This is a genomic window from Capnocytophaga sp. oral taxon 336 str. F0502, assembly GCF_000411575.1.
In the GTDB taxonomy this organism is placed as follows: Bacteria; Bacteroidota; Bacteroidia; order Flavobacteriales; family Flavobacteriaceae; genus Capnocytophaga; species Capnocytophaga ochracea.
Genome location: NZ_KE150489.1, coordinates 259,746 through 283,138, shown reverse-complemented (window position 1 = coordinate 283,138; position 23,393 = coordinate 259,746). Strand labels below are relative to the sequence as shown.

21 protein-coding genes are annotated in these 23,393 nt (G+C 36.8%); 12 read left to right on the top strand and 9 right to left on the bottom strand.

Annotated elements, in window-relative coordinates:
- Positions 1-549: 549 nt before the first annotated feature.
- From HMPREF1528_RS04650 to HMPREF1528_RS04600, 11 genes are all read left to right on the top strand, one after another.
- Positions 550-2,073 carry a hypothetical protein gene (locus HMPREF1528_RS04650; RefSeq protein ID WP_016478831.1) on the top strand — a complete coding sequence of 508 codons (1,524 nt, stop codon included), beginning with the start codon at positions 550-552 and terminating at the stop codon, positions 2,071-2,073.
- A 13-nt stretch (positions 2,074-2,086) separates the two neighbouring features.
- Positions 2,087-2,986: a hypothetical protein gene (locus HMPREF1528_RS04645; RefSeq protein WP_009410203.1), complete on the top strand. Its 900-nt coding sequence runs from the start codon at positions 2,087-2,089 to the stop codon at positions 2,984-2,986.
- Positions 2,983-3,828: a hypothetical protein gene (locus HMPREF1528_RS04640; RefSeq protein ID WP_016478830.1), complete on the top strand. Its 846-nt coding sequence runs from the start codon at positions 2,983-2,985 to the stop codon at positions 3,826-3,828. Before HMPREF1528_RS04645 ends, HMPREF1528_RS04640 begins: the two co-directional genes overlap by 4 nt.
- 32 nt (positions 3,829-3,860) lie before the next feature.
- Positions 3,861-4,769 (top strand): hypothetical protein, encoded by a 909-nt coding sequence (locus HMPREF1528_RS04635; RefSeq protein WP_016478829.1) that lies wholly within the window; start codon positions 3,861-3,863, stop codon positions 4,767-4,769.
- A 41-nt stretch (positions 4,770-4,810) separates the two neighbouring features.
- Entirely contained in the window at positions 4,811-5,662 is an 852-nt protein-coding gene (locus HMPREF1528_RS04630; RefSeq protein ID WP_016478828.1) for a hypothetical protein, read from the top strand.
- Entirely contained in the window at positions 5,659-6,567 is a 909-nt protein-coding gene (locus HMPREF1528_RS04625) for a hypothetical protein (RefSeq protein WP_034567849.1), read from the top strand. The genes HMPREF1528_RS04630 and HMPREF1528_RS04625 overlap by 4 nt, the downstream gene beginning before the upstream one ends.
- Before the next feature lie 764 nt (positions 6,568-7,331).
- Complete coding sequence (locus tag HMPREF1528_RS04620; RefSeq protein WP_009410800.1) at positions 7,332-8,294, top strand: SIS domain-containing protein; 963 nt, start codon at positions 7,332-7,334, stop codon at positions 8,292-8,294.
- 144 nt (positions 8,295-8,438) lie between these two features.
- Positions 8,439-8,780, top strand: a complete 342-nt coding sequence (rpsF, locus tag HMPREF1528_RS04615; protein WP_002671370.1) for a 30S ribosomal protein S6 — start codon at positions 8,439-8,441, stop codon at positions 8,778-8,780.
- A 4-nt stretch (positions 8,781-8,784) separates the two neighbouring features.
- Positions 8,785-9,063, top strand: coding sequence for a 30S ribosomal protein S18 (rpsR, locus tag HMPREF1528_RS04610; protein WP_002671374.1), 279 nt, complete (start codon positions 8,785-8,787; stop codon positions 9,061-9,063).
- Positions 9,064-9,080: 17 nt separating this feature from the next.
- Positions 9,081-9,608 (top strand): 50S ribosomal protein L9, encoded by a 528-nt coding sequence (rplI, locus tag HMPREF1528_RS04605; RefSeq protein ID WP_016478826.1) that lies wholly within the window; start codon positions 9,081-9,083, stop codon positions 9,606-9,608.
- A 156-nt stretch (positions 9,609-9,764) separates the two neighbouring features.
- A complete protein-coding gene (locus HMPREF1528_RS04600) occupies positions 9,765-12,518 on the top strand; it encodes a hypothetical protein (RefSeq protein ID WP_016478825.1) in 2,754 nt (917 codons plus the stop codon).
- Between the two features lie 173 nt (positions 12,519-12,691).
- On the opposite strand, the gene HMPREF1528_RS04595 is transcribed toward HMPREF1528_RS04600, so the two are convergent.
- The gene (locus HMPREF1528_RS04595; protein WP_016478824.1) at positions 12,692-14,884 is read right to left on the bottom strand and encodes an FUSC family protein; all 2,193 of its coding nucleotides are present in this window, start codon (positions 14,882-14,884) and stop codon (positions 12,692-12,694) included.
- Positions 14,885-14,920: 36 nt separating this feature from the next.
- Here HMPREF1528_RS04595 and HMPREF1528_RS04590 point away from each other — a divergent pair, with 36 nt between their 5' ends.
- Positions 14,921-15,478 carry an L-threonylcarbamoyladenylate synthase gene (locus HMPREF1528_RS04590; protein WP_015782738.1) on the top strand — a complete coding sequence of 186 codons (558 nt, stop codon included), beginning with the start codon at positions 14,921-14,923 and terminating at the stop codon, positions 15,476-15,478.
- Between the two features lie 8 nt (positions 15,479-15,486).
- Here HMPREF1528_RS04590 and HMPREF1528_RS04585 read toward each other — a convergent pair whose 3' ends face one another.
- The 8 genes from HMPREF1528_RS04585 to HMPREF1528_RS04550 all read right to left on the bottom strand — a co-directional run bounded on the left by HMPREF1528_RS04585 (position 15,487) and on the right by HMPREF1528_RS04550 (position 23,393).
- Positions 15,487-16,566 carry an efflux RND transporter periplasmic adaptor subunit gene (locus tag HMPREF1528_RS04585; RefSeq protein WP_016478823.1) on the bottom strand — a complete coding sequence of 360 codons (1,080 nt, stop codon included), beginning with the start codon at positions 16,564-16,566 and terminating at the stop codon, positions 15,487-15,489.
- A 138-nt stretch (positions 16,567-16,704) separates the two neighbouring features.
- On the bottom strand, positions 16,705-17,532 hold the full coding sequence (locus HMPREF1528_RS04580) for an S-adenosyl-l-methionine hydroxide adenosyltransferase family protein (RefSeq protein ID WP_016478822.1): 828 nt from the start codon (positions 17,530-17,532) through the stop codon (positions 16,705-16,707).
- Between the two features lie 333 nt (positions 17,533-17,865).
- Positions 17,866-18,129, bottom strand: a complete 264-nt coding sequence (locus tag HMPREF1528_RS04575) for a chaperone modulator CbpM (RefSeq protein ID WP_016478821.1) — start codon at positions 18,127-18,129, stop codon at positions 17,866-17,868.
- 2 nt (positions 18,130-18,131) lie between these two features.
- On the bottom strand, positions 18,132-19,031 hold the full coding sequence (locus tag HMPREF1528_RS04570; protein WP_009422336.1) for a DnaJ C-terminal domain-containing protein: 900 nt from the start codon (positions 19,029-19,031) through the stop codon (positions 18,132-18,134).
- Positions 19,032-19,150: 119 nt separating this feature from the next.
- The gene (locus HMPREF1528_RS04565) at positions 19,151-19,501 is read right to left on the bottom strand and encodes a heavy-metal-associated domain-containing protein (RefSeq protein ID WP_002671387.1); all 351 of its coding nucleotides are present in this window, start codon (positions 19,499-19,501) and stop codon (positions 19,151-19,153) included.
- A 76-nt stretch (positions 19,502-19,577) separates the two neighbouring features.
- Entirely contained in the window at positions 19,578-21,833 is a 2,256-nt protein-coding gene (locus HMPREF1528_RS04560; RefSeq protein ID WP_016478820.1) for a TonB-dependent receptor, read from the bottom strand.
- Positions 21,834-21,912: 79 nt separating this feature from the next.
- Positions 21,913-22,365, bottom strand: a complete 453-nt coding sequence (locus tag HMPREF1528_RS04555) for an HYC_CC_PP family protein (protein ID WP_016478819.1) — start codon at positions 22,363-22,365, stop codon at positions 21,913-21,915.
- Between the two features lie 26 nt (positions 22,366-22,391).
- Positions 22,392-23,393 (bottom strand): vWA domain-containing protein, encoded by a 1,002-nt coding sequence (locus tag HMPREF1528_RS04550; protein ID WP_009422293.1) that lies wholly within the window; start codon positions 23,391-23,393, stop codon positions 22,392-22,394.

Sequence of the window (23,393 nt, the reverse complement as noted above, 5' to 3'; positions counted from 1 at the left end):
TATAGAAAATAGCCGTAGCGCAGTAGGCGGTCGTAACACGATGGCAGGGAAATGGGAGAATTAGAAAATTAGAAAATGAGAGAATGACGAGTGACAAAAGCCCCCGACCCCCCGAAGGAGGACAAGCTCTAAAAAATGACAACACATATCAGTTTGACAATCAAGGTTTATTTGAAGCTAAAGGGATGCGAGTCGCACGGGCAGGGGAAATGGGAGAATTAGAAAATGAGAGAATGTGAGAATTAGAAAATGTAAGTTTATTTGGAATTCTCGGAGAGAGAAATAAGTTAAATTTACAGATTGTAGAGGGTTAAAATGTGTTAAATATTATAGTTTGTGTTATTGAAAAAAATACAATGATTTGACTTAAACTTTGAGTTTTCAGCAATGTTTGGACAAAATGATTAAGAAAAAAATGTTAAAATGAAGGATTTACCCTATTTTTCAGCAAAGTTTGAAGGAGAAACGAAATGTTAAAATTTACTTTTGCCTATTGACTTTTAAAGAAATACATTATACTTTTGGGGCAAAAATAAAAATAAATAAACTATGAGAAAAAGAACTTTCAAATTTGGAATGTTGGCTTTGGTAGCCTTTGCGCTTACTTATTGCCAACGTGAAGATGCCTCTGAGGCACCACAACAAGACCCTGTTCCTACCGTAGACCCACAAGCGGTAGTGAGCTTAAACGAAGCCAAGAGTCTTTTTGAGGCTTCGGAAAACCAGAAACGCACTGCTAACAGTGTAAGCCGTAGGAAGTACCCGTTTATTGAATTAGAAACCGATTGGCGGTATTTTGTGCAAACACAAACGCTCGTAGGCGATGCTTATTCTAAAATACCGGTAACTATAGTAGGTAGTGACTTAAGTGCCGAAATACTTTTTTTGAAGAAAGACGGTATTACCGAACAAACCCTTTTTGTTACTAAGGTAGATAGCCTTACGAGCGATAACCGCATTGTAAATGCTGACTTCTACTTGTTTACCCCCAAAGGAAAATTTATTTCTGCCTACCGAATGAAAGAGGGGGTTATTACCCACGAGTTGGTACCTAAATACAAAGGAAGGTATAGACTTGTAGTGGATACGGAGGCAGCACAGGCAGGTAGAAAAGGAGATGGTCACCATCATTTTGCTATTCGATGTGAATGTGAAACTGAATATGGAGAGGGCGACTGTGATTGTGCTAATAGTGACGGTGGTGGATTAGGTTCAGATGACAATCCTATTCCATTAGAAGAAGTAACGGTTTATGGAAAGCGTAAAAAGCGTATTAATGATTCTTACACTCCTTATCCGTCTTACACCCCTTATACACCTAATAATAATGGTTTCCCCGACCCTGATTCTAAGGAAAATCATCACTCTTATACAGGTGGAGGTTCATATAAAGGAGGGAGTAGTAGTGTAGGAGCCAGTTTGATGCGCTCAGACGGAACTAAAGTAGAAGAAAAGATTATTAATAAATTCACGAACCCTTGTGCTAAAGCTGTTTTAGACCAAGCTAAGACACTGAATAATGAGATTTCTAATATTCTTGGAATGTTTGGTTCAGATGATAATTATAATATAACATTTCATAATGAATCTTTTGCAACAGACTCTCGACATAAAGGTGATGTAGCCTATACTAAATCTTGGGGAAGTACAACTGCAAATACTTTTGAATGTGATGTTTACTTAAATGATGATATCATAAAAGGAGCTTCACAAGAATATGTTTTAGCTACTGTTTACCACGAAGTAATTCACGGCTATTTAAATGCTGAATCATTTTCATTAGAGCAAGAAGCATTTAATAGAAAATATCCTTTTATTAAACAACAATTTCTTTCCATAGGAGGCGAACAAGTTAGAAGATATGTTTTTTTAGATAAACACGAAAGATTTGCGCCTTTTATAGAGCGTTTGGCAAAAGGTATTATGTCTCTTCCTGGCACTAGAATTTCTATGGAAGAAGCCATTGCAATGGCAAAAGCAGGAGTGGTAGAAGATTATTCTTTGTCTGAAAGAGAAAAATATTTAGATGAGCAACAAAAATTGGGAAAAAGTGGAACAACTTGTACCCCTTAAAATCTCATAAGTTATGAAACGTTTATTATTTATATTACTTTTTTGTTCTTGGGCTATAGAAGCCCAAGAACAAAAATATATATTGCTTGATAGTCTTACCGCTAAATATAAGGTAAAACAGTATACACTTGATACTTCACCCTATGGAGCTAAGAATACAATAGAAATGTATAATGTATTCTATGACGGGAATAGTAAAGATGATTGCTATATAGTGCTTTTTTCGGTGCTCCCTGAGCTTGATAGCAAAACAAATTGGGAAAAAATAGACTATAAAACTATTAAAAATAACTTTTTCCCAACAAAAAACATTTTTAGAAGAATTATGCATAAAGTATTCGGAGTATTTTCTAATGAAAATATATATATTAATAAGGTAAAATTAGTCAAAAAAATAAAGGGAGAATATTATGCAAGTAAGTATTGTTGGGTGGAAGATTTTTATTGTATAAACGACTCTTTTCCCATACCAATAGCTACAAAAAGTTTTATTCTCAATGTCAATCAGCCTATAACACCTATTGGTGCTTTAAGAGATTTTTTTAGGAAGTTATCTCCTCTTTGTCAGGATTTCCCTTTTGAACAAAATACCGATTCTTTTTGTGGAATCCCCGATTTTCTTAAAAATACTTATCTTTCAAACATAGAAGAAAGGGGAGGGGATATGATATATTGTTTCTACCAATTTTACGAGAATTTACATACGAACATAAGTCGTTTTGGCTATGTTAAAGGGAAAGGAATTGTGGCAGGTGTGTATTTTAATCATTTTATGCCAGGCCCTTTTTTTATTGATAAAACAGGTAATTGGCGTAAACTAAAACGTCTTCCCGAAAATGAACTCCTCTGGGCAGAGGAACTCAAAAAGGAATGGGCTAAAAAAGAAGAAGAGAGAAAGAGAATGGGGATATGAAACAGTTAATTTTATATTTATTATTATTTTGTTCTTGTGCCCTCAACGCCCAAGAACAGAAATATATATTCTTGGATAGCCTTACCGCTCATTATCAAGTAAAACACTATACATTACGCCCTCATTCTTTTTATGAAGGGAAAGAGATTGAGATGTATAACGTTTATAATCAGGGAGTTTCCTTTGGTTATAATTATTTAACCCTCATCTCGGTATTACCTGATATGAACAATGCTAACTCTTGGGTAGAAGTCTCTAAGGAAGAGGTCGAAAAAGCTGTTGTTAAGATAGAAGAAGTCCGCAGAAGTAATAAAAATAAATTCTTAAACTCCTTCCCTTTAGTAAAAAAAGAAGGCGACAAGTATTATAAAGCAAGATCCTGTTTAGTAGAAGTATTTCAATTGATGAACTATTCTTCAAAAGTACACTTGAACGATAGTAACATCATCAATACAAAACAAGATTTTGTTACTTATGCTGAGTTAAAAAAAGAATTGAACAAAGGAACACATATTACTAAATATGCTTCACCGATGGAAGATAAAGAATCTTTCTTGGATCGTTGTTTTGAAAGTATTTACCTATCGGGTACAGAAAAACGGGGCAAAGATACTGTTTATCTGTTTTGGACGTTCACTGCTTGGAATAATCGCTCGGGGTTAGAGGCTTATCATCGTGGCATTGAACGCTTTGCTTATATAGAGGGCAAAGGCATTGTAGCGGGAAGTTATGATTTTTTGTTCGACACTCAAAGTCCGCGTCACTCACATAACAGTGAACCTGCTATAAAAAAAGAAGTAGGTAGAGAGTTAATATGGGCTGAAGAGCTTAAAAAAGAATAAACTGAAAAAGAAAAGGCTAAAAAATAAGGCTTATGAAAAACTTATTTTACTTACTATTATTTTGTTCTTGGGCTGTAGAAGCCCAAGAACAAAAATATATATTGTTAGATAGTTTAACCGCTAACTATCAAGTAAAGAAGTATACTCTTAATACTTCTCCTTATGGTCCTAAAAATACTATCGAAATGTATAATGTATTTTCTCCATATTATGGTGCAAATAAAGGGATTGATTATATAATTTTGTTTTCTGTACTCCCTGACCTCAGTAGTAAAACGAATTGGGAAGTGATAGATTTTGAAAAGATAAAAAACAATCTATTTCCTACAAAAGAAATTTTTAGAAGGGTTACTTACAAAGTATTTAATGCTCCTCTTGAGAAAGAAGATGATATTAGTGGGGTGAGATTAGTAAAAAAGGTAAAAGACAAGTATTATGTAGGCAAAATTATTAGAGTAGATGACTTTTATTGTATAGAGGTGCCTCGTGAGATTCAATTAGCTACCAAGAATTTTATACTTAATACCAATCAACCCATAACACCTATTAATGTGTTGAGAAGAGAATACAAAAACTTAAAACCTTTTTTGGAATTTTATTTAGATGATATAATCCTTGTTATGCCTGATATTTTTGAAAATATTTATCTTTCTAGTATAGAGGAGAAATGGGGAGATGTGATGTATTTCTTTTATCAACACTCTGATTATGATAATAGAGGTATTGGTGAGCTTGTTTATATTAAAGATAAAGGAGTTGTAGCAGGAGCCTATGGCGATTATTTTTACCCAAGAGGAAAGATTGATAGAACTGGTACTAAAAGGAGTGATTGGGACAAAGTAATTCACGATGGCAGAAAACCTCTTCTTTGGGCTGAAGAGCTCAAAAAAGAATGGGCAGACAAGGAGAAAGAACTTGAAAACTGGAAGAAAGGAAAATGAAGCAGTTATTATACCTATTACTTTTTTGTTCTTGTGTCATAATGGCACAAGAACAAAAATATATACTATTAGATAGCCTCACTGCCAACTATAAGGTAAAACACTATACACTTGATACTTCACCTTATGGTCCTAAAAATACTATTGAAATATATAACATTTTTTCATCTTATTACGGATTAAACAAAAATGATGATTATATAGTGTTGTTTTCGGTACTTCCAGATCTTAACAGTAAAACAAACTGGGAACTAATAGATTTCAATAAAATAAAGGGCAATCTATTTCCTACTAAAAATATTTTTAGGAGAATTATTTATAAAATATTTGGAGTCTTTTCTGATAAGAGTTTACATATTAATAGGGTAAAATTAGTTAAGAAAATAAATAATAAGTACTATGTAAGTAAAATATGTCGTGTAGATGATTTCTATTGTATGGATTTTCCTCGTGATATGCAAGTAGCAACAAAGGATTTTATTCTCAACACCAATCAGCCAATAAAACCTATAAGTATATTAAAGGAAGATTACAAAAAAGTAATTCCTTATCATCCTTTTCCTTTGGGTAAAGACGAAGGTTTTCTTATTCCTGATGTTTTGGAAGGTACTTATCTTTCGAATATAGAAGAAAAATGGGGAGATATGATGTATTATTTTTATCAATTTTGTGATGATAACTTTATTTATAAATTTGTTTATATCAAAGATAAAGGTATTGTAGCAGGAGCTTATGTTTATTTCTTTTACTCAAAAGGAAAAAGAGATATTTTAGGAGGAGATTGGGAGAAAGTAATTCACGATGGTAGAAAACCTCTTCTTTGGGCTGAAGAGCTTAAAAAAGAATGGGCAGACAAGGAGAAAGAACTTGAAAACTGGAAGAAAGGGAAATGAAACAGTTAATTTTATATTTATTATTATTTTGTTCTTGTGCCATTATGGCACAAGAACAAAAATATATACTATTAGATAGCCTCACCGCTAACTATCAAGTAAAGCAATATACACTTGATACGTCACCTTATGGACCTAAAAGACATATTGAAATCTACAATGTATTTTCAAAAGGTTATGGACTAAATGAAAATTATAACTACATTGTTTTGATTGCTGTACTTCCTGACCTAAGTAGCAAAACTGATTGGGAAGAAATAGATTTTGAGAAAATAAAGAACAATCTGTTTCCTACAAAAGAAATTTTCAGAAGGATAATTCATAAAGTATTTAATGTTCCCCTCAAGAAAGAATACGATATTAGTAGAACTAAATTAGTAAAAAAGGTAAAAGATAAGTATTATGTAGGCAAAATTATTAGAGTAGATGACTTTTATTGTATAGAGGTGCCTCGTGAGATTCAATTAGCTACCAAGAATTTTATCCTTAATACCAATCAACCTATAGTACCTATTAACTTATTGAAGCAGAAATATAAGAATTTTAAGCCTTTTCAACAATTTTATTTAGATGATATTTTTGTTATACCTGATATCCTTGAAGGTGTTTACCTCTCTAATATAGAAGAAAAATGGGAGGATACTATGTATTTCTTTTATCAATATTCTTATTATGATAATAGAGGTATTGATGAGCTCGTTTATATTAAAGATAAAGGAATTGTGGCAGGAGCCTATGGCGATTATTTTTACCCAATAGGAAAGATCGATAGAACTGGCACTAAAAGGAGTGATTGGGACAAAGTAATTAACGACGCTAAAAATCGTTTGCTTTGGGCAGAGGAGCTTAAAAAAGAATGGGCAGACAAGGAGAAAGAACTTGAAAATTGGAAGAAAGGAAAATAAAGCAGTTAATTTTATATTTATTATTATTTTGTCCTTGTGATGTAATGCTACAAGAAGTGAAAAAGGAATGAGCAAAGAAGAGAACAAAAAATAATTATTATAAGGCAATGGTATGAAAAACTATTGCCTTATTTTTTTCAATAGAGTAGGGATTGCAAAGGTGTGTTATCGGAAAATCTCGGATAAACTCGTAAGATATCGGAGATGGGATTATGGTATAGTTAGCTTATAGAAAGCTTATAGGAAGCTTATACGAATCTTGGATGATTGGTATAGAAAGGGTATATAAGTGGTTAAGAATGAGGGATTAAGAGCGAAGATTGAAGAGTTAAAAAATGTTAATTAGGCGAAGGGTAAAGAGTGAAGAAACGAAAGGTTTGAAGTGAAAAGAGCATAGGAGGGCGAAGGTGATTTCAACTTTGCCAAAATCTCAAACTTTGGCAAAGTATGTGGAGATAGTAAATAATGTGAGTTTGAAGTAGAGAAGTGAGGCTGTGCTTCAGAAATTAAGCAAAATTGATTTCAAATTTAAAACAAAATCAAGGATGTGCCTTGTAAAATGGCTATTCAAGACTTCATTTTATACAGAAGGGTGTAGCACGATAAACTGTTCTTTTTAGCCAAGAGAGTGTCGCAAAAAGCGAGTGAATAAAGCGTTTTAATTGTATAGAAAAGATGTTTGTTAGAAAGCAAAAAAGCGAATGGTGTTTTTATATGAACAAAAAAAGTATTACTTTTGCCTCACGCAAAACAATTTATTGAGAATGAAAACAGAAGAAATTATAACCATTGCCAAACAAACTATCAGTGAAGAAGCTCAGGCAGTTGCTAAATTAGTAGACTATATAGATGACGATTTTACTAAATCGATGGAGTATATATTGCAATCGAAGGGGCGTGTGGTGATTACGGGTATCGGGAAGAGTGCTATTATTGCTAATAAAATAGTGGCGACAATGAATTCTACTGGTACGCCTGCTATCTTTATGCACGCTGCTGATGCGATTCACGGTGACTTGGGCATCATACAACAGGACGATGTGGTGATATGCATTTCAAAAAGTGGTAATACGCCCGAAATAAAAGTATTGGTACCATTGCTTAAACGCGGTAATAACAAATTGATAGCGATTACTTCTAACAGAAATTCGGTTTTAGCCCAACAGGCTGATAGTGTGCTTTACGCTCACGTAGAGAAAGAGGCTTGCCCTAATAACTTAGCTCCGACGACTAGCACTACCGCTCAGTTGGTTTTGGGAGATGCCTTAGCGGTGTGTTTGCTTGAAATGAAGCATTTTGGTAGCAGTGATTTTGCTAAATATCACCCCGGTGGAGCATTAGGGAAACGCTTGTACTTGAAAGTGGCTGACATTGTAGTGCACAACCAAAAACCCGAAGTGGCTCCGGATACTGATATTAAGAAGGTGATTGTGGAAATATCGGAAAAGATGTTGGGGGTAGCTGCTGTGATTGATAATGGACGAATTGTGGGGGTAGTGACTGATGGGGATATCCGCAGAATGCTCAGTAAAACGGATAGTATAAAGGGATTGGTGGCTAAAGATATAATGAGTGCTAACCCTAAGACGATTGACTTGGAGAGTTTGGCTATTGATGCGTTACACCTAATGGAGAAGAATAAAATTACGCAGTTATTGGTAACGCGTGAAGGGCAATATGAGGGGATTATACACTTGCATAATTTGATACAAGAAGGTTTAATATAGATTTTAAGAAAGGTGAGAGAGTTATAATAATTATTCATTGTCAGGTATTTGGGTATTATTTTGTAAAAAATATTGCAGATTATTTGGTCAGGTAAAATAATTGTAGTACTTTTGCACCTCGAATTAAAAATTAATCATTTTATTATGAATCAATACGAAACTGTTTTCATTTTGAATCCCGTTTTATCTGATACACAGATAAAGGAAGCAGTAGAAAAGTTTGAGAATTTTCTTACTTCAAGGGGTGCAGAATTTGTAGCAAAAGAGAATTGGGGCTTGAAGAAATTAGCTTACCCAATCCAGAACAAGAAAAGCGGATTTTATCACCTCTTCGAGTTTAAAGTAGCTGGTGAAGTAATTGATGCTTTTGAATTAGAATTCCGTCGTGATGAGCGCGTGATGCGTTACCTGACTGTGAAATTAGACAAGCACGCCATTGAGTGGGCTGAAAAGAGAAGAGCAAAGTTAAACACTAAAAAAGCGTAAGAAAATGGCAGTAGAACAAAAAAAAGGAGATATCAAATATCTTACTCCGCTAAACATCGACACTTCAAAACAAAAGAAATATTGTCGTTTTAAAAAATCAGGTATTAAATACATTGATTACAAAGATGCTGACTTCCTTTTGAAGTTTGTAAACGAGCAAGGTAAGTTGTTACCTCGTCGTCTTACTGGTACTTCATTGAAGTTCCAACGCAAGGTGGCTACCGCTGTGAAGAGAGCACGCCACTTGGCATTAATGCCTTATGTAGCCGATTTATTAAAATAATAACAGGAGTAGAAACTATGGAAATTATACTAAAACAAGACGTACATAATTTAGGTTTTAAGGACGATGTCGTTACAGTAAAGAACGGCTACGGACGTAATTACCTCATTCCGCAAGGATTTGCAATTTTGGCTACTCCCTCAGCAAAAAAGGTATTAGCTGAAAATTTAAAACAGAAAGCTTACAAAGAGCAACACATTATTGATGAGGCTAAGAAAACAGCTCAAGCACTTTCGTCATTGGTGGTGAAAATTATTGCCAAAGTAGGTGCTGGAGATAAGCTTTTTGGGTCAATTAATAATGGTGATTTAGCACAAGAATTAGCCAAAGCGGGTCACGATATTGATAAGAAATTTATTTCTATCGCTGGTAACACCCTCAAACGTGCTGGGAAATACAATGCTTCTATCCGTTTACACCGTGAAGTAATTGTTGATTTTCCATTTGAAATTGTAGCAGAAGTAGCAAAAGTAGAGGCAAAACCTGCAGAAAAGGCTGAAGAGCCCAAAGCGGAAATTGCTACTGAGCAACCTGCTGGAAACTAATAAATTATAAGGATTTAAATAGTTCATATCAATTATAATTTTTGATACCTATAAGGGAAATTTACCTTTGTAGGTATTTTTTTTACAATAAAATTTTTGTATATTAAAAATAATGTGTACTTTTGTACCAATTTTAGCAGAATCTCAAAAAATACTATGGAATCCAAAATTAATACAATAGGTCTAACAATATGGGGTTACAAGCAGGGATGCAAGGTGTTAGCCTCACAAGGAGTTAACTTTCAGCTGCAAGAAGTAAAGGACAGATTGAAAGATATCAGTGCCTTTATACGCATACACACCCCGCGTGTAGATTTTTACACATTGCAGTTTAGCAATAGTTACAAGATATACACACAATACCGTTCCTCAAAAGAAGTGAATGGACAAAGCGGTGTGTATATAGCCATTTCATTGTATATACCACATTTTTTACAATGGAGAGGGGTACGACAAGTATTGAACTTGTTAATGGATATGTACTTTGCAGAGCATATCAATTACGAGAACAATATTCCGTTACTCAATGAAAAAGAGGATATATTCCCATATTTTAATCTTCTGAGAGGGTATGAAAAGCAGTTGGTAGAGGAACCAGTAACGGCTTCTTTCGCATTAGACCAAAGCTATATGCCTAAGGTTTTCCCTTATATGGATATTTATGAGGTAGATAAATACTTCAATATGCCTTACCGTCCTGAGTTTGAGAAATACCAAGACCTTGTGTTCTTGCGCAAAGAATTTGTGGAAGACCCTCGAGCTTATAGTATTGACTTTCTCTTTCCAGAATACGCAATACCTAGAACAAGTACCTCTACTTTCCAAACAACCAATGCAGGAGGAAGTAGTGGAGCTTCTCGGTTTGTGTCTTCTAATGCTAATATTAAGATATTAGCTTTTATGAAGAATGGTAAAGACGTGGGAGCTACCTATATGAACGAAGTCTTTTCGGACGATGATACTATTGAAGTGCTTCTTGAAAAATCGAGATATCACGAGATGTTCTCTTATCACGATACGATTAAGAAAGCGATAAGAAGAGGTTATATCAAGAAAGTACAAAACAATTATACTTTTGATTTAATTCCTTTTGCCCCAAAAGAGTTTAAAGTGTACGTAGAAACTCCTCAACGAGAGTTTGAGAAATACATTTCGTTCTTATCATTAGAGAGTACGACTTTTAAAGCTAAGCTATACTCTAATACAAAGGGATATTACTTTTTACTAAAAGGAGATGAGGCGCGTAATGTATTCAACCTTAGTTATAATGGTATTGTTTTCAAGAGTAACTATATGGTAGATGATAGGGTAGCCTTATCAGTACCTTTTGAGAAATATCAGTTTACGATTATTTCGAGCACTATAACTTCAGTATCTCTAAAAATCAATGGTATTGTATTCAGTAAAAACTTGCGCAGTGATTCGCCTATAGAGATTGTTTTACCTGAGAACTTATACCATTTTGAGTTTGAAAATCAAGATACAGGAAGAGTTATTAGTATATCGAAGAGCGGAGAGGTTAATTTTGATAGAGCTAAAGGTGCTTACAATCCACAAATGATTGCCTCAGAGAGTCCTGAGTTTTCTAATGGTTTATCAGTAGTAAACAGAGGGGTTGCTACCACTGAACGAGGCGAAGCGATAGAGATGAACACTAAGTCTCGTGCGTTTTGGATAAAGATTGCTTCGGCTGTTGCTTTTGTTTTAATATTAGTAGGTGTAGGCTATTGGTTTATTTTCCCGATGCTTAAAAATCCTGTGAAGGCCTATGTGGCAATCAATTCGGAGAGTGAAATAGACGAAATGCACTTCTTAACTAATATAGATGAGCGCACTTACGAGATTGAGGATTCTTATATTAGGTTAAAAAAGAGCTTGCCTATTGCTGAGACAAAATTGGTTGTTAGCTTCAAAGAAGAGGGGAAAGACACCTTGTTATTAAGTGAAGAACAACTCAATAAGTTAGCTCGAATGGTGGAAGCAAATAGCAAAGATACTCTTAAAATAGATTTGATTTCGCCTGCAATGGCATTTCTTTTGGATGTGAATAATTGGAAAGAAACTCACGCAGACCCTAAGGGAAGTCTTTTTATAGCAGAAGCCCAAAAGCGCAATTTCCTTACAGATAAATTACGACCTGAGTTTGAAAAAGCCGTATGGGAAAATTTCTTAAAGGATTTTGATTATTCTGCTTATAATAGTGAACAAGTAGATAGCCTTTTGCGTCCTTATTTAAAAGGAGGTTCTTCTGAATTGAAGTCTTATCAAACAGATTTGCAAAGAATAATTAGAGAAAGTAAAGCACGTGACCAAGTGGAAGTGGCTGTAGAAAGACCTAAGAGAGAAGAGCAACCTGCTACCAAACCTGAAGCAACTGTTGTTAATAGAAATGAAACTACAGTAGGAAAAACACCTAAAACAGTTACCCCTTCTTACAATACTGAAAGACCTGTAACTATAAGTGAGCCACGTGATCCTAAAACAGTGAAACGAGGAGAGAATACTACTCGACCTATCGCTAAAAATGTATCGCTCACAGAAACCTTTGTTACAGATATGAAACGCTTTAATTCACAGGCTTGTTCTGAAGAAGTTGTAGATAGAGTGAAAATGAATTTAAAACGTTTGGAAGGCAATGATTGGAGTGTGGTAATGTTTGAATTTAACCAAGGTAGAAGAGAGATAGAGGAACGTGTGAACCAATATAGTATGTTCTTTACAGCACTTAAAAATGGTACTTCTATTGACCAAGTTAAACCTTCTTACTTTGGAGGACAGACTAGCTTGATTAATTACCTTAAAAAAGGAACCAATTACGAATTGGTAAAAGGGAAGGCTAATCTCAAAACTTTTGCTGATATTCGCCAAGCGATTGTGAATATGGGGGTAGACCCCAAAACAATTCGCTAAGAGATATTGCCTTTTATCTTAAAATACTATACTTATGTTAGAAGTTTTCAACGACCTCGAAGCTTTACTTAAAGGCTTTTGGTTAGTAACTATTCCATTTGTAGAACAATTATAATTATAAGATAAATAATAAAAACTAAGGCGTCATCAATTTGGTGACGTCTTAGTTTTTATTACGTATTGATAGACCGAATAGCTTGTTCTAAGTTCTTCGCTAATCCAAACAGATAGTTGAACTGTTCTCCATAGAATTGTATCTCACGCATTGAGATAGGTGAAGAGGTATCTGTATTTTGAGGAGTGTCTATTATTTCTCTAATGGACTGATTAAATTGTTCAATAGGCGTTTTATAATCAGTTTGAGCAGTAGCCGTAGGTTCAATAAGTAACGTCAAACAATGTTGCAAGGCTGCTATAAGACTCTCAATTGCCTCGTTGAATACCGATTTAGGGAAGGTTACTTTCTTGCTGTTCAACCTAATGCCAAACGAAGCCACAGAGGCTAAGAAGGCTTGCTGTATCACAATAATCCCGTATACTGATGGATTTTTGTACTGCATAAACTTTGGCTCTTGTAACATTCGTTGGAAGGTGGTATTTAGGTTTGAGAGTGCCAACACAGCTTCTTTGCGCGATACTTTATAGGCAGTGGTAATCCCTTCTCCGGTGTTAAAAATCTCTTTTACTTGCTGTAAGTAACCGATATTAGCTTTTACTGATTTGGTAACCGCTTCCCTATAAGTATTGTGTTCCCACGTGGGCAAAATGAGATAATTCCCTGCAAACGATAGCCCAACCCCTATAACGGTATCCAATAGGCGGTCATAAATAAGGCTGTAAACATTAGGTGTAATCAGTGCAAAAATAAATATCGCACTGATAGTGATGAATATAGAAGCGTACATATAGTTCTCTTGAATCAACCCAAAAGCAATAGGCATACACAAAATAGCGACATAGAGGTACAAACTAGGGTAGGGGAGTAGGTAAATCACAGCAAACGAAGCTACCCCACCAATCATAGTGCCATAAACCCTGCTGAGCGATCGCTCTTGGGTAATCCCAAAACCAGGGCGCATAATAATGAAGATGGTAAGGATAATCCAGTAGGCATTGTTGATAGGGAATATATCACCTATGAGGTAACCCAAAAATACCACTATAGATAGGCGCATTGCGTGCCTAAAAAAGGTAGATTTTAAAGATATATGGTCTTTGAGCCGTCGCCACGAGTAGTTTTGGTAACTCACAAACTTGCGATAAGTACTCTCATCGCGTACCCCTGCATCGTTGCTATAATAGTTCTCAAAAATATGTCGGATATTTTCAATAGAATGATACTGACTTTCTATATAAATATAAAAATTTCGCAACAGCAAAGCACGTTCTTTATCTTCTTCCGATACTTCTGAAAGTGCTTTCAAGACTTCGTTCTTCTCTTTGGTTTGCGCTAATAAGTCTTTTAAACAGTTGTCTAATTGTATCTTTTTGCGTGACCCAATGTATTCCGACATTTGTTGTAGCTGTCTCGATAGTTCTTTGAGGAAATCTACATAAGTTTGTAAATATTCGCGATGCTCGGCAAAAACCTTGTCCACTTTCTCATATTGTACGGGGTTGGCTAAAGCTAGCTCGAAGATATCCACCAGCTCTATAAACATCAAAAATTGGCGTTGCAGGTAATCGGTTTTACCCGATTTGCTCCGTGAATCAAGCACGGCTTCACGGAGCTTTTCATATTTTTCATTGAGGCTTGTTTGCAGGTTGATGAGCTTTTTGAGTCCCTCGCTTCTGTCTTTGGCGATGAGTAAATCAGCTCTTACCGAAAAATACTCTGCCGTAAGAGCAAAGCACTTCCCTAATAGCTGTTCACTGTACAAACGCGGACGTATTTTTAGGAATATATACACTAATACACTGTACCACAAACCTCCTAATAACACACAACCACTGTACAAAACAATACCCCACCCTGTTTGCAAGTGGGCTAAAGTAGAGGCTATCTCAAATAATCCCGCGAAAGCTACCATTGTAGCGCGATGTCCGTATAACGAAATATAAGCGTTTCCGAAGGTGAGTAGAAATATGGTAGGCAGTAACAAGTATTCGTAAGGAGCCGTGAGGTTTACCAAAGTAGAACTGATAGTTGCTAGTAATGTTGCTATTAAAAGACCACCATAAAGGTGTTTTTGATTCCCTGGAATATCGCTGGGCGAAATTGCAACAATACTCAAAGCTATGGGTAAGCCAATATCCATTAGGTCAAACCAATAGCCCAACCCTAAGGGAATAAGCACCGCAATGGTTTTGAGGCACCCTTTGAAGAAAGAAAAACTTTTAAAGAATGATATGATGGAGGTATACATTTTTTACATATATTTGCGGGCAAAATTACAAAACTAATGGCAAATAACCATCTGATAACTGAAATATTAAAGGCAGGAAAGGTAATTCTATACCCCACCGATACCGTTTGGGGTTTGGGGTGTGATGCTACAAATCCTGAAGCGGTAGCTAAGATTTTCCAAATAAAACAACGCAGTGAGAGCAAAAGCCTCATCATTTTAGTGAGTGATACAGAGATGTTACAGCACTATGTAACAGATATACCTCCTAAGGTGCTTACCTATCTTCAAACCTTGCAAGAGCCTACCACTATTATTTATAGTCACCCTTTGCATTTGGCTAAGAACGTGATAGCTGCTGATAATACAGTAGCCATTAGGGTCGTGCAAGATGTGTTCTGCCAACAGATGATTGCCGATTTTGGTAAACCCATAGTCTCTACCTCTGCTAATATCAGTGGAGAGCCAACACCTTTGTATTATCAACTCATTAATCCCCAAATTATTGCGCAATGTGATTATGTAGTACCTTACCGTCAAGACGATACTCAAATAAAAAATCCCTCACGTCTGATTAGGTTTGATACAGACGGAGAGATTCAAATATTAAGATAAATAGTAAGTTACTCTACTATTTTCACAGGTGTTCCGTTATCTATATTAATTTGTCCACTGGTAATCACTTCTTCACCAACAGTAAGTCCGCTGATGATTTCTACCTTATCACCAAAGTTGCGACCGCTTTTCACATTTGCCATTTCAGCTTTAAGCACCTCCTGACCTTTAGCATTTTTGCTATTTACTATTTTAAAAATTTTATTTTGGCTCACACTACCCACGAAAGCAGAATGAGGTACCACAAGAGCTGTAACCTCATCATTACCACTGCCAAACTGTGCAGTCGCATACATTCCCGCTTTTAGCTTTTTATCTTTGTTGGCTACCAATATTTCTACGGGGAATTTGAGAGCTCCATTAGATTTCGGTGCGATAAAAGTAATTTTCCCCTCTACTAATTCTGAGGAAGTACTGGGTTTAATTTTAACAACATCCCCCACTTTTAGTTCTCCTACTTGACTTTCATCTACGGTAATTTTCAATTTCAGATTGTCGATATTTACCACGTTGAATAACGTCTGTCCAGCACTTACAAGAGTTCCTTCCTCTACCTCTTTGCTAGTTACAATCCCATTGATTTTACTACGCACCGCTGTATCACCCGATACGATAGCTGCCGAATTGTAGTTCGCTTGGGCGTTTTTGAGTTGTAAGCGCGCTTGTTCCAATTGTTGTGCGGTAACTCCTCCTGTTTGGTAAGCACTTTCAAAGCGCTTTAAATCCGATTTTGCAGTTTCGAGTACCGCTTTGGCATTGTCTAACTGCACATTGGTTCTGTCGGCTTTTGTTTGAGCCAATACTTGCCCTGCTCTCACAAAATCACCCTCTTTTACGTAAATTTTTATGACTTGTCCTCCTACTTCTGAAGATACATTCAGGTCTTGTTCGGCTACAAAAGTACCGTTAGCCGTAAAAAGGTCGGCTACTTTTTCTTCTGTTACTTTGGCAGCGCGCACGGCTACTTGGGCTTCTTTTTGGGCTACAATAGCTACCTCTTCAGCATTTTTCTGTTTGTTAGAATATAGGCGGAGCCCCATTAATCCTACAAGGACTATTATGATAACTGTAGTAATTATTTTTTTCATTTTTCTTAAATTACTGTATTAAGTGTTCTAAATCGGGGGCAAAGGTATAACAAAAAAACTTAATAAACAAAAAAAGTTTCCATATTTTTATCTTCATTCACTTTTTTCTCATTCTTCATTGGGTTGTTTTATTTGCTATTAAATGAAGTGAACGCTCACTCTATCAAGGTAATTGATGTCTAATAAAGAAGAAGCTCCCCCCACTGTATGAGTATCACTTTTGTAAACACTACACTGCAAATAGTTGAGGTCGTTAAACAGAAGCATTCGTTTTCCATCGGGAGCGCGAAGGTCAAGAGGAACACTAAAATCAATAAATTCGCTGTATTGGTTATAAATCTTTTTGAAGGTATACATATTAAAGATAACCTCAAAAGCTCTATCCTGCCTTATTTCTTCAAATAATTTCCTACTGATATTGCTCACCGCATTGCCATAGTGGTCAATATAAATAATCGTACCGTAAACGAAACGTTTATCAGCAGATATCTCTGGTTTAAAATGAGTAGCCTCTAAATACGTATCGGTTTTCTTGCCTATTTTGTTAAGGGGGATATTTTCGCATATTTTCTGGGCAATCAAAGGGAATGAATACAGCGTAGGGAAAAGTTCAGTGCTTTGTTCGCCTCTTATTTCGTACAGTTCAGCGTTCTTTTTATCTTCTGCTAAAAGATGAAAAATACCGTTATCAGCCCCGATAAAATAATGCCCGTTCAGTTTCATTACCATATGTCTTTTCTCAGGAGTACGCTCCGCATCTACTCCTATGATATGTATACTCCCTTTTGGGTAATGTACATAAGCATTCTTTAAGATGAAGGCAGCTTGAAACACATCAAAAGGTGATATCAAATGCGAGATATCTACCACGCAAGCTTCGGGGCACTTACTATAAATAGCACCCTTTACAGCTCCCACCGAGTAATCTCGTAAACCAAAATCAGTAGTTAATGTAATGATTTTCATTCCTTTTGTTATAATGATATCAAGTTTAAAACAGCATAAATATATAAGTATGAAGTTAACATACCTCCTTTAAATCTGCAATAATCAATCCTTAAGCTTCCCCCCATTATCCTTCATCATTTCTTCGTCATTTGTTTGCCCTTCCTTCGTTATTTATTTATCTGCCCGTGCGGCTCGCACCGTCATTTGTTCGTTCTTCCTTCGTCTTTTGTTCGTCTTTTGTTCGTCTTTTCATTATCTGCCTGTCGTGCTACGACTGCCCGTGCGGCTCGCACCGTCTTTTATATAAGCTTTCTATAAGCTTCTCCCAAATTAACCATTAACCATTAATCATTAATCATTAATCATTCTCACTCCCTTTAATTCTTCAATTTGTTGTAATAGCCTATGAATAATCTCCAACCCAGCCATATTCACATCAAGGTCGTAATGCCAATTAGTAAAACGTTCAAAAGCCGAAAGCTGGTCGTAATGCAGGTAAGTAGTGTTGTCAATCACTTCCGTTTCTATAAGTCCACTTGATTCTAAATCGTCAAAGAATGTGATTTCTATATTGTACAAACGAACGATGTCTTCTCTTGAAATTCTATCTTTCATAATTATGAATTTTTAAGTTGTTCAAATAATGCTTTTTGTTGTTCCGTAAGATTTTTAGGCAATTGTACTTGATAGGTTACAAAAAGGTCGCCAAATGAGCCTTCTTGCTTGTACACAGGAAAACCTTTACCTTTTAAGCGCACCGTAGTGCCATTTTGTGTCTCAGGAGCTACTTTCATTTTCACTTTACCACTGAGAGTATCTATCTGCACTTCGCCACCTAACATAGCTGTATATAGGTCGATATTTACAGTAGTTTTCAAATCGTTGCCATTGCGTTCAAACTGAGCGTCGGGTTCAATATGGAAAGTGATATACAAATCACCGTTAGGTCCTCCGTTATATCCTTCGTATCCGTGACCCTTTAGCTTAATTTGCAACCCTTCATATACCCCCGCAGGTACTGTGATGCGTATATTCTTGCCGTTCACCGTAAAAGTACGTTGCTGAGCAGTTGCCACTTCTCGCAGTGGTAGCGACATATCCGCAAAAATATCCTGTCCTTTAAACTTACCTGAGGCACTACCGTAACCTCTACCAAATCCCGAAGTCCGTCCGCCAAACATATCTCTGAAGAAATCAGAATAGTCTCCCTCAGAGTAATTACCTCCGCCAAAGCCTTCAAATCCTCCAAAACCACCTTGGGAGCGTTGCTGTTGTTGGGCTTTTTCGTACTCTTCTCCGTATTTCCAGTGTTCGCCATACTTGTCGTATTTAGCACGGTTTTCAGGATTGCTAAGTACTTCGTTAGCCTCGTTAATCTCTTTAAATTTCTGCTCTGCCGTCTTATCGTTAGGATTCATATCAGGGTGATACTTGCGCGCTAACTTGCGGTAAGCCTTCTTTATATCGTCTTGGGTAGCAGTTTTTTCTACCCCTAAGGTTTTATAGTAATCTATCATCTCTAATAATTTAACAGTCGCAAAGATACTACTTTATTTGATATATTTTGTATACAAATGATAAAAAAATAGGAAGAGATGGACTTATCTCTTCCTATGATTGTGTTTTTGCTTAGGTTCTAAGGCAAGCGTTGGTACAAGCAACAGTGGTGTAACTTATTGTACACTTCGTCGTCAGCGCGTTCTTTGCCTGCGTCGTGTCCTACTTTGGCAATGGCTTTTTGTACATCGCTTTCGCTACATTTGCGTTCGTCAAAAATAAGGGTCATATTCCCACTCTTGATGTTCCAATTAGCGCTCTTTACGCCTTTTACACTGTAAGCTGCTTTTTCTATGCGCGCTTTGCACTGTTCACAATTGCCTCCTACGGCAAACTCTACTTTCTTGTTTTTGTTAGGTGCTTGTTGAGCACTTGCGGTAGTGAGTCCAAAGAAACTCAAAGCTACCCATAATAAAATACGTGTTTTCATTCTGAAAAATACTTATTAGTTGTTAGTTCTTAGTCATTAGTCGTTAGCTTTCTAACCACTAACGATTATTTGCTAATTATAGAATTTTAAATCTTAATCCTGCGTAATACATCTGTCCGAAAGCAGGAGCGTACTGCATAGTACTATCAAAATACGCACCAAAAGGGTCGTTGGCAGCCAAAATTCCGTTCTCTTGCTTATAATTGGTGATATTTTCACCGCCTACATATATCTCAAAAGTCTTAGAGAATACTTTGGTGATTTGGGCATTGAGTGTAGCAAATGAGGGAGCGTAATCGCTAAGCCTATAAGCCACTGGGTTCGTAGCCGTAGTAGGTAAGCGTTGTTCTCCTAACCAATTGAAGGTTATATCAAACTTCCATTGCGAATGGTTGTTCTCGTGACGCTCGGGAGTCTCGTAAGCTACATTGGCAAACCAACGGTGTTTTGGGGTAAGAGTCTTCTCCAATTGTCCTTTGGTAAACTGTGTTTGCACATCGTAATACTTGTAGGCTGCTTTAAAGTCCAAACCTTTGGCAGGTGTGATGCTAAACTCAGCTTGTAAAGAGTTAGCAAAGCTATTACCATTGAGGTTATAAAACAAAGCTTGTTGGGGTGAGTTATCCAAATCTACTACTACTTGATTGTCAAAATCAGTGCGGTAGAAGTCTATGGAGAACTCAGCGTTCTTGCCCAATACTTTAAACGCTTGCAAAAAGCTCGCGCCGTAATTCCAAGCGATTTCAGGGTTCAAACCGTAGAGCTTACCACCATTACCTCCTACGATAGTAAACTCTCGTGCAGAAGCCAAGAGCTGTTGGTTCTCAGCAATCACATTAGCAGCTCGTTTGCCTCGTCCTGCCGATACTCTAAAAGTAGCTTGCTTCCAAGGATTGTAACGCACGTGCAAGCGTGGAGTGATAAAATTTCCTAAGTGATTATGACTGTCGGCGCGTACCCCTGCCACAAAACTGAAGTTGCTCAAATTGTCGTAAGTGTATTCAAAGAAGGCACCCACCGAGCGGTCTACACGTGAAAAATCCCCTGTGAGAGCCCTAGTACTAAGCATCTCGTTGTAATCGTCGTAAGTACCGTTGAGCCCTGTGGCAAACTTGTGCTTGGTATTGGTGATGATAGAGTTGTATATCAAGTTGCCATACCAACTCTTTTGGTGTATATCATAGCGATTCAAACCAAAGTAGGAATCTTGCTTGTGCGATTGGAAAGAGTTCTGTAAGCCTATGCTTTTATAAGGCGTATCAGGGAATACATACCCTATTTTGTTAGATGTGCTAAGGCGTTCGGAGTTTACTTCACTGCCCCAAGCATTGGTAGTCCCTTTGTCAGTCAGCGGATTAAAGCGCAATTCACCTGCCTGGCGCTCATCTTTCATATAATGGAGGTTTAAAAAGCCTACCCAACCCTTTTGAACATCGGCGTACTGCCAACGATTCAACAAGTTGATTTGGTTACCTATGGGGTTATCTATAAAACTATCGTGATTGTGGTCAGCTTTTTGCTGACGCACATTGCCGTGAGCGAAAAGAGTGGTAGCCCATTTATCAGAGAGCTTTTTATTGGTATGTGCATTGATTTCGTAGCGGTTATCCTCCGATGCGTATAAGTTCAAGAAAAAAGGAATGACATTGATAGGCTTCTCTATTTCATAATTGATTTGCCCCGAAATACTCTCATACCCGTTAATCACACTCCCTGCTCCTTTGGTAATCTGGATGCTCTCAATCCACGTACCAGGTACAAACGAGAGTCCGTAGGCTTGCGAAGCTCCGCGCATCGTAGGGATATTCTCCTCTGCCATTAGTATGTACGGACTGGTCAAACCTAACATCTTTATCTGTTTGTTACCCGTAACAGCGTCTGAGAAGTTCACATCAATCGACGGATTGGTAGAGAAACTCTCCGATAGGTTGCAACAAGCGGCTTTCAGCAGTTCCCCACTGCTCATTGTGTGAACATCGGCTACTTGCCACTGCGATTTCATTGTATTAGCACGTTTGTAGCTTACAACTACTTCTTCCAAAGTAGTTTCAGGCTCTAACTGAATGTGTAAGGGTGCATTACCGCTTACTTTCACAGTTTTCTTTTTATATCCTACATAGCTTGTTACCAAAGTAGAACTTCCCTCAGGTCGTTTCAAGGTAAAAGCTCCTTCGTTATCAGTAGAAGTACCTATTTGGGTACCTTCCCAATATACATCAGCACCTATAAGTGGTGTGTTGTTTTCATCGACTACACTCCCTTTGCTAAAATTTTGAGCAAAGAGAGACAAGGGCAACAACAGCCCTAATAAAAAGATATATTTTTTGTACATTATTGTTCTGTTTTATTCAGTTCAGGAATTAGAATTTAAGGATTAGAAAACAGAGGTAAACTCCTTTACTTCTTATCTCTTATCTTTTCCCTGAATAAAACACTCTCTGGCAGTACAATTCGTACAGAGGCGGAGCATTCAGCTGTGTAAAGAAATCAGTAGTGATAGATTTCTTTACCGTCTCAGTAATGCTTACCTCTTCTAATATGGGTAGGGTAGGGGTAGCTATTACAAAAGGTTGTAATTGCAACTCCAATACCTTTACTACCGATGTACTATCAGAAATAGAAGAAGTGATAGATGTGTCGTCACAACACTTTTTATGTGAAGTTTCTGTTTCGTTCTCATCGTCATCCGAAGCACAGCAAGAGTCCATTGTAGTACAGTCTTCCTCTTCTTCACTCGCAGAAGTAGGGTACTCTAAGGACACTGACGATAAGGTTTCTTTGCAATAATGAAAAGTAATCGCCCACCCTGAATTGGAGAACAGGACAAGCACTGATAATAATATGTTGATAAGTTTTCTTCTCATTACGGGGGCAAAGATACGACAATTTTTTATATCTCGTTTCGAAAGATAGTATTTTTTAGTAGAAATTCGAGTAGTAATAAAACAACAGCAATTATCGCTAAGGGTCTGAATTTCTCATCTACCTCAGTGTATTTAAACTCTTCAATCTTGGTAGTCTCCATCTTGTTGATTTCATCGTAAATCTGTTGGAGCTTCTGGTTGTCAGTGGCACGAAAGTATCTCCCGTGTGTTACTTCAGCTATCTTTTTCATTAGAGGCTCATCTATTTCCACTTGTAACATACGGTACATTATGCTACCGTCAGGATTGAGAGCGTAAGGTGAGAGCGCCGTTCCATTGGAGCCTATCCCTATTGTATATACTCTAATACCGTACTCAGCAGCCAACTCAGCTGCGGTTTGCGGGTCTATAAATCCTGTGTTGTTCACCCCATCGGTAAGGAGGATAATAACTCTACTCTTGGCTTTACTTTCTTTGAGTCGGTTTACAGCCGTTGCCAGTCCCATACCGATGGCTGTACCGTCTTCTATTTGTCCATAAGTAAGTTCCGAAAGAGCGTTTAAGATAATACCTTTATCCGTAGTCACAGGAGTTTTAGTATAGCTTTCTCCTGCGTAGATAACAAGTCCAATACGGTCATTAGGACGGTCTTTTACAAATTGTGAAGCTACCTTTTTTAGTGCTTCAAAACGGTTAGGCTTTAAGTCTTTTGAAAGCATACTCGCCGATACGTCTATTGCCATTACGATATCTATTCCATCAGTAATCTTTGTGTGTGCGTTTTCTGAATGGGTTTGTGGGCGTGCTAATGCTATAATTAGTAAGGCTACTGCCAATAAGCGCAAGGCAAACAAAGAATGGTATAAATGGTCTTTCCACGAACTCATCTTCTTAAAAGCGATAGTGGAAGATATAGTTACATTCGGTTTAGATTTCTTATTCCAATACCAATACCACGCCACCATTAGTGGTAAGACTAATAGTAACCAAAAGAACTGTGGATTGGCGAAAGTAATATTTTTAAGCAT

Coding starts and splice junctions, on each gene's coding strand:
- HMPREF1528_RS04650 (WP_016478831.1), top strand. CDS start 550: ATGAGAAAAAGAACTTTCAAATTTGGAATGTTGGCTTTGGTAGCCTTT.
- HMPREF1528_RS04645 (WP_009410203.1), top strand. CDS start 2,087: ATGAAACGTTTATTATTTATATTACTTTTTTGTTCTTGGGCTATAGAA.
- HMPREF1528_RS04640 (WP_016478830.1), top strand. CDS start 2,983: ATGAAACAGTTAATTTTATATTTATTATTATTTTGTTCTTGTGCCCTC.
- HMPREF1528_RS04635 (WP_016478829.1), top strand. CDS start 3,861: ATGAAAAACTTATTTTACTTACTATTATTTTGTTCTTGGGCTGTAGAA.
- HMPREF1528_RS04630 (WP_016478828.1), top strand. CDS start 4,811: ATGGCACAAGAACAAAAATATATACTATTAGATAGCCTCACTGCCAAC.
- HMPREF1528_RS04625 (WP_034567849.1), top strand. CDS start 5,659: ATGAAACAGTTAATTTTATATTTATTATTATTTTGTTCTTGTGCCATT.
- HMPREF1528_RS04620 (WP_009410800.1), top strand. CDS start 7,332: ATGAAAACAGAAGAAATTATAACCATTGCCAAACAAACTATCAGTGAA.
- rpsF (WP_002671370.1), top strand. CDS start 8,439: ATGAATCAATACGAAACTGTTTTCATTTTGAATCCCGTTTTATCTGAT.
- rpsR (WP_002671374.1), top strand. CDS start 8,785: ATGGCAGTAGAACAAAAAAAAGGAGATATCAAATATCTTACTCCGCTA.
- rplI (WP_016478826.1), top strand. CDS start 9,081: ATGGAAATTATACTAAAACAAGACGTACATAATTTAGGTTTTAAGGAC.
- HMPREF1528_RS04600 (WP_016478825.1), top strand. CDS start 9,765: ATGGAATCCAAAATTAATACAATAGGTCTAACAATATGGGGTTACAAG.
- HMPREF1528_RS04595 (WP_016478824.1), bottom strand. CDS start 14,884: ATGTATACCTCCATCATATCATTCTTTAAAAGTTTTTCTTTCTTCAAA.
- HMPREF1528_RS04590 (WP_015782738.1), top strand. CDS start 14,921: ATGGCAAATAACCATCTGATAACTGAAATATTAAAGGCAGGAAAGGTA.
- HMPREF1528_RS04585 (WP_016478823.1), bottom strand. CDS start 16,566: ATGAAAAAAATAATTACTACAGTTATCATAATAGTCCTTGTAGGATTA.
- HMPREF1528_RS04580 (WP_016478822.1), bottom strand. CDS start 17,532: ATGAAAATCATTACATTAACTACTGATTTTGGTTTACGAGATTACTCG.
- HMPREF1528_RS04575 (WP_016478821.1), bottom strand. CDS start 18,129: ATGAAAGATAGAATTTCAAGAGAAGACATCGTTCGTTTGTACAATATA.
- HMPREF1528_RS04570 (WP_009422336.1), bottom strand. CDS start 19,031: ATGATAGATTACTATAAAACCTTAGGGGTAGAAAAAACTGCTACCCAA.
- HMPREF1528_RS04565 (WP_002671387.1), bottom strand. CDS start 19,501: ATGAAAACACGTATTTTATTATGGGTAGCTTTGAGTTTCTTTGGACTC.
- HMPREF1528_RS04560 (WP_016478820.1), bottom strand. CDS start 21,833: ATGTACAAAAAATATATCTTTTTATTAGGGCTGTTGTTGCCCTTGTCT.
- HMPREF1528_RS04555 (WP_016478819.1), bottom strand. CDS start 22,365: ATGAGAAGAAAACTTATCAACATATTATTATCAGTGCTTGTCCTGTTC.
- HMPREF1528_RS04550 (WP_009422293.1), bottom strand. CDS start 23,393: ATGCTTAAAAATATTACTTTCGCCAATCCACAGTTCTTTTGGTTACTA.